Source organism: Vreelandella alkaliphila, assembly GCF_016107625.1.
Classification (GTDB): Bacteria; Pseudomonadota; Gammaproteobacteria; order Pseudomonadales; family Halomonadaceae; genus Vreelandella; species Vreelandella alkaliphila.
In genome coordinates, this window is the sequence record NZ_JABASV010000048.1 from 1 (window position 1) to 330 (window position 330).

Sequence of the window (330 nt, forward strand, 5' to 3'; positions counted from 1 at the left end):
CGTCTCGGAAGGCGACGTGATCGGCCAGATGGAAATCGCTGGCGAAGGCGGTGATACATCGGCTGAAGAAGACGCATCGCAAGCGCAGGCTGCTGCTGAAGAGCCGGTCGTTGAAAAACCTGTCGCTGAAGCACCAGTAAAACAAGCGCCTTCTCTTGAAGGCACCCCGAGTCCGGAAGCACAAATCGCTGATTACCAACAGCGGGATAGTAAGCTGGTGCACGCAGGCCCCGCAGTACGCATGCTGGCACGTGAACTTGGCGTAGACCTCGGTTTTGTTAAGCCTAGTGGCCCGAAAGACCGGGTGCTGAAAGAGGATGTGCAGGCCTA

Annotated in this window: 1 protein-coding gene; it reads left to right on the forward strand. The window is 57.3% G+C overall.

Translation table 11 applies throughout. The features are described 5' to 3' along the window. Positions 1–330: E3 binding domain-containing protein (locus tag JFC11_RS18915; protein WP_198350285.1), on the forward strand; the 330-nt coding region annotated here is incomplete at both ends.